This is a genomic window from Nitrospina gracilis 3/211 (genome assembly GCF_000341545.2).
Taxonomy (GTDB): domain Bacteria; phylum Nitrospinota; class Nitrospinia; order Nitrospinales; family Nitrospinaceae; genus Nitrospina; species Nitrospina gracilis.
Genome location: NZ_HG422173.1, coordinates 133,886 through 140,967 on the forward strand (window position 1 = coordinate 133,886; position 7,082 = coordinate 140,967).

General features: G+C 59.6%; 5 protein-coding genes. 1 reads left to right on the forward strand and 4 read right to left on the reverse strand.

The annotated features are described in order from the left end of the window. From TX82_RS00665 to TX82_RS14870, 3 genes are all read right to left on the reverse strand, one after another. The coding region (locus TX82_RS00665) for an AAA family ATPase (RefSeq protein WP_042250193.1) at positions 1-1,270 on the reverse strand (1,270 nt) is incomplete at its 3' end. Between the two features lie 19 nt (positions 1,271-1,289). Beyond that, the gene (locus TX82_RS00670) at positions 1,290-2,543 is read right to left on the reverse strand and encodes a metallophosphoesterase family protein (RefSeq protein WP_005010823.1); all 1,254 of its coding nucleotides are present in this window, start codon (positions 2,541-2,543) and stop codon (positions 1,290-1,292) included. 98 nt (positions 2,544-2,641) lie between these two features. After that, positions 2,642-2,935 (reverse strand): J domain-containing protein, encoded by a 294-nt coding sequence (locus TX82_RS14870; protein ID WP_005010824.1) that lies wholly within the window; start codon positions 2,933-2,935, stop codon positions 2,642-2,644. A 157-nt stretch (positions 2,936-3,092) separates the two neighbouring features. Between TX82_RS14870 and TX82_RS00680 the strand changes: the two genes are divergently transcribed. After that, entirely contained in the window at positions 3,093-4,370 is a 1,278-nt protein-coding gene (locus tag TX82_RS00680) for an aldo/keto reductase (RefSeq protein WP_005010826.1), read from the forward strand. A gap of 29 nt (positions 4,371-4,399) precedes the next feature. On the opposite strand, the gene TX82_RS00685 is transcribed toward TX82_RS00680, so the two are convergent. After that, a partial coding sequence (locus tag TX82_RS00685) for a fused MFS/spermidine synthase (protein ID WP_042250195.1) occupies positions 4,400-7,082 on the reverse strand: 2,683 nt, incomplete at its 5' end.

Below are 7,082 nucleotides of genomic sequence, written 5' to 3' on the forward strand. Positions count from 1 at the left end.
ATACCATCCACCCCGCAGGCACGGAAGGGCGCCCGCCTTCACGTGCCCGGTGCTCTCGGTGCGCGTCCAGAAGGGTCTGAGCTTTCGATAATTTTTCAATGGCGGTTTCCAGGTCAGCGCGGTGGTTGCGGGCGCGCGCCTGCAATTCGTCGATCTTCTGAAAGGATCGCAGCCGCACTTCGTCCCAGCCTTCGCCGATGCGCTTGAGGTTCTGTTCAATCATTCCATTTTTTTCACTGCGCTGGCTGCGGAGGCCGTCGATGTCCTTCAGAATATTGCTCACCGACTGGTGTGACTGGATGAGCTGTTTCACCTCCGTCTCCAACTGCAACAACGCGTCGTTGATCTCGATATCATCCCGTGCCTTTTGCAGGCGTTCGACTTCCTGCTGAGCTTCATCGTGCTGTTTTTTGAGCGACGCCCATTCCCTCCGAAGTGCATGAAACTGCTCCACCACCGGTTCGCCGAGGTCCGGCACACCGTGCATCGCTTCAAGAGCATTTTCCGAGTCCACCCAGTCCACAAACCGGGGATAGACCTCGCGCAACGCCTTCAATCTCTGCGCCCGGTGCCGGGATTCAGCCAGGGGTTCTTCGAGCGCCATGCGTTGCCGTGTGAGGGATTCGATTTCCATGTGCAGGGCGTCGTACTGCACGAGGTCCTTCTGCATTTCCTGAATTTCCTTTTCGCGCCTTTTGATTTCGGCGGTGAGGGCGTTGATGGTCTGCGTCTTTCCCCGTTGCCTGAACAAACCGTCGCGCCGTTCAGCCAAAGCCCTCTTCACTTCTGCGAGCGACACCGGGCCCAGTCCCAGTCCCGCACCGACGATGCGTTGTTTCACTTCCTCGTCCTTCACAAAATCCAGTTGCTGCAATTCTTCGATGGTGAAGGCATACGTGTTTTTAAACAACCCGGCGGGGATGTATCCCAGAAACGGATTGAGGTTCTGCTGATCGCCCGCTTTGCGAGATGGCGTGGTGACACTGACCTGCGTTTTCTGTTTGCTTTGGACACTGCGCAGAATCGTCACACCCTCACCGCCTGCCGATTCGCACTCCAGCAACCCCTCCTGCTTTCCGCCGTCCTCCGGAGCATAGTGATCCGCATACATCGCGCCTTCACCGAACAACGCCCAGCGCACGAACTGAAGGAGCGTCGTCTTGCCCGCTTCGTTTTCCCCATACAGCAGGTTGAGGCCGGAACGCAATCCGGTGACGGACGTGTCCCTGAAGGCGCCGAATCGTTTGATGTGCAATGCACGCAGTTGCATGGTTTATTCCCGGCCTCCGTCAGTCTTCGTCCGCCAGCAGGTGATCCAGCGTCAGGTCGCGCGCCTGCGCGATCCACTCTTTAAGCGTGTCCGCATCCGGCGGCGGCAGGCGTCCACCGCGCTCGGCGAACACCGGTTCCAAATCCCTGAGTAAATTCTCGAGGTCGTCCTTCGCCACCACCGCGTCGTAACGGCCAATGACATCGGCGATGAAGTCCCTGCCCTGCCGTAGGGCATCGAGTTCGTAATGACCCGTGGTGCGCGATTCCAATTCCACCCATACCCGTTGCGTGCTCCCTTCAAACTCCGTCAACACGTGTTCCCGAAGGGCCGCTAGGTCTTCGGTGTTTTGCAACAAGCCGTGCACCCGGGTGCGGCCGGTGAGGGTCCACTCGACAACCAGGTCGCGTCCGGCGATTGCGGCCAACCGGTTGCGGCAGGCATCCACGATGCGGGCGGCCACCGCATCCGCCGTATCGCATCCGGTCACATCGAGTTGCTCCCTTATAAAGCGCACGGTGTCCACCGCGTGAAACACGATGTCCGGCGTTTGGCCCTTCTCCAGCGCCACCAGGAAGCATCCCTTTTCGCCACCTTCCTTGAAATGCCGCGCCTGCGGGTTGCCGCTGTACACCACCGCCGGGTGTGCGTCGCGCAACACCTGCCACGCATGGATGTGACCCAGCGCCCAGTAATCGACCGCCACCCCGCACAGGTCCTCGATTCTGCACGGCGCGTAGTTGTCGTGATTGGTGTTGCCGCCGACGTTCGCATGCAATACGGCGACCGTCGGCACGGTTGTGTCGATGCCTGAAAACAACGGCACCAGGGTTTCGCGTACTTCTTTTTTCGGGTAACTGGTACCGGAAATTTCAGCAACAACTCGCCCATCGCGTCCGACGGGAAACGACGCGACTTCACCGCCGGGGAACACGTGCACGCCTTCCGGCCATTGCAAAGTATGGGACCAGGAACTCAAAGGATCGTGGTTGCCGTGTGCGATGAACGCGGGAATGCCCGCCGCGCTCAGGCGGTCGAGTTGGTGTTTGAAACGGAACTGTGCCTGCAGACTTTTATCTTCGCCGTCGAACACGTCGCCCGCGATGATCACGGCATCGACCTTTTCATTCAACGCAAGGGTGACAATGTTGGCGAAGGCTTCGGAGGTCGCGACGCGCAGGCGGTCACGCATGGCGTCATCGACGCCGTCCAGTTTCTTGAACGGGCTGTCGATGTGGAGATCCGAACAATGGATGAAACGGAAGGCAGACACGGCACCGCCTGTGATTGTGAGTGGATTAGGACGAGGAGTCCGGTCTTTCGGACGACCGGTTCATTATAGACCCGGCCGGGGCCGGGACCCAACCGGAATCAGAACAGCTCGTCCTGCAGGCCGCGGTAGGCTTCGTTGATGCGTTGAGTCATGCGGGAGGCCTCCTGCTGGGCATCGTCGTCCTCGGAGATCAGGTCCTTGTGGTACTTCGCCAGCAGTTGTTTCCACGCCCGTCGGCAGGTGCCGAGATCCGATCCCTCCGGCACGCCCAGCGTCGCGTACCAATTCTTGATCAGCGCCTGTTTTGCTTCGGGCGTGAGTTCCGCCGTTTCCGGCGGCGCCTCTTTCGATGGTTCGTTTTTCTTCATCCAGTCGAACAGCTTGTCGAACATGGGCTCATTCTATTTGCGGGGACGGATACCCCTCTTTTTATTAATGTAAGGATTTTCCACAGCCGGGGGAAACCCCGGCGCAGGATTGACTCCCGGCCCGTTCTTTTTTAGCATGAAACCGGCTGTTTACAGAACCCCCAATCTCCGGAACCGGATTATGACCGACACCGCCGCCACCCCGACCGACACGATGGCCCCCACGGCCCTGCCACCGATGGAGTACCGTCGTTTCGGTAGGACCAACGAGTCCATTTCCGTACTCACGCTGGGCGGCATGCGTTTCGAGCAGGGTTGGGACGCGCCGCGAGACTACCTGCCGAAAGCGGCGCTGGAGAACTGCATCGACACCACCCGCCGCGCGCTGGCCTGCGGCATCAACCACATCGAAACGGCCCACGGTTACGTGAAAAGCGAACACCTGTACGGCAGGACACTGAAGGAACTCGGCACACCGCGCTCGGCATACAAAATGATGACCAAGGGCGCACCGATGACCGCCGACGACACGCGGCGGCTGGTGGACGAACAACTGAAGGCGTTGCGGTTGGATTACGTCGATTTCTACGGCTGGCACGGCATCAACAACCAGGAACGGCTGGACGCGGCGGTGAAACCCGGCGGCCCGGTGGAAACCCTGCACCGCCTGCGCGAGGAAGGGCTGGTGCGTCACATCGGGTTCTCCACGCACGCACCGCTCGACATTATCCTCGCCGCCATGCGCACCAACCTGTTCGACTTCGTCAACCTGCACTACTACTATTTTTTCCAGCGTCATCGTGAAGCCATCCAACTGGCGGGCGAACTCGACATGGGCGTCCTCATCATCTCGCCCAACGACAAGGGCGGGCAGTTGTGGAATCCATCCCAGAAACTAGAATCGCTGTGCGCGCCGCTCACGCCGGTGCAGTTCAACGGACGCTTCTGCCTGAGTCACCCTGAAATCACCACGCTGACGATGGGCTTCCACGCGCCTGAACATTTTCCGCAGAATCTGGCGATCCTGAACGGCGGCGATTACCTCACACCGGAAGACCAGCCGGTGAAAGAGAAAATGGACGGCCAGACGAAGCGCATTCCGGATTACTGCACGGTGTGCAACGAATGTCTGCCGTGCCCGGAAAACATCAACATTCCGGAGGTCCTGCGTTTCCGCAATATGCTGAAGGGCTACGGCATGCGTTCGTTCGGCAAGTACCGTTACAACATGTTGCAGAGCAAGGGACACTGGTTTCCCGGCGAGTTCGCCAACCGGTGCACCGAGTGCGGCGACTGCCTGCCGCGTTGTCCGGAAGAATTGAACATCCCCAAACTGCTTTTCGAAACCCACGCGCGGCTCTACAGTCCGTGGCGCATCTGGAAAGGCCGCATCACGAACGGGCTGGAAGTCGCATGGCTGAACGTGCGCAACCGCCTGCGCGGTCTTTCCCCCCGCTGAAAGCACTTACCCTAATCAGGCTCCAAAATTTACGCGGCGGGAACAGCTTCGCCCGTTTTCTTTTTGCACCGGTCCAGCCACTTCTGCGCGTTCTGGTAGGTGTCGTCCACGGCGAGGATTTTTTCGAGGAAGGGGATGGCCTTGTCGCAGTTCAGAATCTTGATGTACATCTCCGCCATCAGGTACATGTACTGCATATCTTCCGGGTCCACGTTTCCATATTGGAAACCAGTGGCGATGACCTCGCGCGGCTGACCGAGGCCTCGGTAACTGAACATCTGACTGCGCAGGGCCTCGCGGTCGAGTGGTTCTTTCTCCAACACGCGCGAGGAGAATTCGAGCGACTTCAGGTGCTCGCCGCGCACGTTGTAAAACTTGGCGGCGGCGTTGAGGAGCAGGAGATCGTCGGGGGTCTCCTCCAGCTTTTGCAGGAGATCTATCAATCCGACCTGTTGCATGACGTTCCGCATCTCACCCGGATTGTTCCGAACCGCATCCTTGAGCGCGGTTTCCGCCTGCTCCAGTTGCCCCAGCTCCATCAGGTCGTACCCCGTGTACAGCAACGCGAAAGGGTTTTTTGGCTGGCGCTTTCGCACCAGGGTCAGAAACTCAAGGCTCTTTTTATATTGCCCGATCTGATAAAACGAATGACCGAGGTTGAGCAGGGCTTCGAGGTTTCCGGGATCGGCCTCCACCTGCTCGAGCAGTTCCTGGATCTGCGGCTCGCCCGCCTGCAGGTGGTAGCGCAGGAGACCGTCGTCGTTCGCCAGGCGCAGGGCTTCCAACAACATCTCGCGGTTGGCGTACATGACGCCGCGCTGGTAAAGGTCCATCACCCGGAACTGACGGCGGAACTCGGCTTCATCTTCCGCATTCGCGTTCTGCACACGTTCCCAGAAGCGGTCCGCTTCTACCCGGTTGAACACGATGCGTTCCAGCCCCGGTGTGTCGACGACGTTGCCGTAGTCGAGATAGAATTCGATGCGCGGGCGGTTGTCGGTGATGAGCGGCTGGCCTTCGGCGAGCGCGTGCATTTGTTCTTCCAGAAACCAGATATTGGCAAGGAAGGAGTGTACGTCCGGAATATGGATGGCATCCATCGCCTGCTTGATGCGCGGCTCGGCAAAGCGCGCTTTCAGTTTGGCGAGGTCGATGTCGATGGGCTGATCGGAGCCGATCAATAAAATCTCATTGGCGACCGACATCCACGCCTGCGCATGCGGAAACACGGAGAGGAACGTTTTGAAATGCATGTCCACCTCGCGCGCGCTCTGGCTGTGGAGCGGCACCCACTGCGCCATGATGCCGCCGGGCTTGAGCACGCGCAGTGCCTGCTCGTAAAAATCCTGCGTGTACAGGTTCACCGTGAACGCCGTTCGCGGCGGCGGCGGCTCTCCGGTGATCACGTCGTATTTCTTGTCGGTGGTGAGCAGGAAGTTGCGTCCGTCCTGAATGACGATGTTCACCTTGTCGTTGTTGACCACGTCGTGATTCTCTTTGGCGAACGCCGGGGCGGCGTTGATGACGCTGGGCGACAGCTCGATGCTGTCCACCGACTTCACGCGCGGATGAATTCCCGCCGCGCCGGTGGTCTGCCCGGTACCGAAACAGATGACCAAAATGTTGTCCGGAGTGTCGGACAATAGAATGGGCACGTGCGCGAACAGTTTCATGTAACGCGTGGCGATCACGTTCGACGCGGACATGGAGATGCCGTTGGTGATGAGGCGTTTGGCATCGGGGTCGAGGATACCGTAGTTGTCCTCGAACACGGCGACCGTGTCGGTGAGCCCCTCTTCAAAATACAACAGGCTTTTCATGTCCCGCTGACCGACGCTGTCACGCATGAAAAAGGGGCTGAGCAGGTCGCCGGGCATAACGAGGGTGAAGGCGAGGATCACCGCCACAATGGCGGGCGTCCCCACCTTGCGCACCTTGAGCGGTGCGTTTCCCGTACGGAACAGCAGCGCCACCACGAACAGGTTCAACGTCACCACCGCCATCAGGCTGTGCTCCGTGCCGATGAGCGGCAACAGCACGAACCCCGCAACCAGCGATCCAAAAATCGCGCCCACAGTATTGGCGGCGTAGATGCGTCCGGTGCCCCCGCCCACGTGCGTGTGGTCGCGGGAGGCGAGCTTGATGAGGATGGGCAGGCTCATGCCGAGGAGCGTCGTCGGCACCAGCATGAGCGCCGACGAATCTTTCAGGTACCGCCAGAAGGTGGCCATCGGCCGGTCGAGGTTGTAACTGTTCCACGGCGCGGACAACAGCGATTCCATGTTGAACAGGGTGAACGTCACGTACCCCGCGATGCCCGCCTGCAGGACCATCAAAACGTTCCTCAGGTCGCGGGACCTGGCGATGACGGGGACGGCCAGCAAGCTGCCCAGGCAGATGCCCAGCAGGAACACCGCGAGCATGATGCTGAACGAATACACCGTGCTGGCGATGCTGAAAACCAGCAGGCGCGTCCACAGCACTTCATAGGCGAGCGCCGTCAGGCCGCTCAGAAAAGCGACGATCATCCACAGTTTCTGCGACGCGTCCGCTTCGAAGCGAAACCACGTCGGTTTTGGCAGACGCGGGAGGATCTTCACGCCGGGGTTGTCTTCCTGGTGAATGCGGATGCAACCGATGCCGATGATCAGGTTCACCACCGCCGCAAGCAATGCCGTCTGCAGAACGCCGAACAGCGAGATGAATACAAAG

Excerpts from the sequence above, each read along its gene's own strand:
- TX82_RS00680 (WP_005010826.1), top strand. The coding sequence starts at position 3,093 with ATGACCGACACCGCCGCCACCCCGACCGACACGATGGCCCCCACGGCC.
- TX82_RS14870 (WP_005010824.1), bottom strand. The coding sequence starts at position 2,935 with ATGTTCGACAAGCTGTTCGACTGGATGAAGAAAAACGAACCATCGAAA.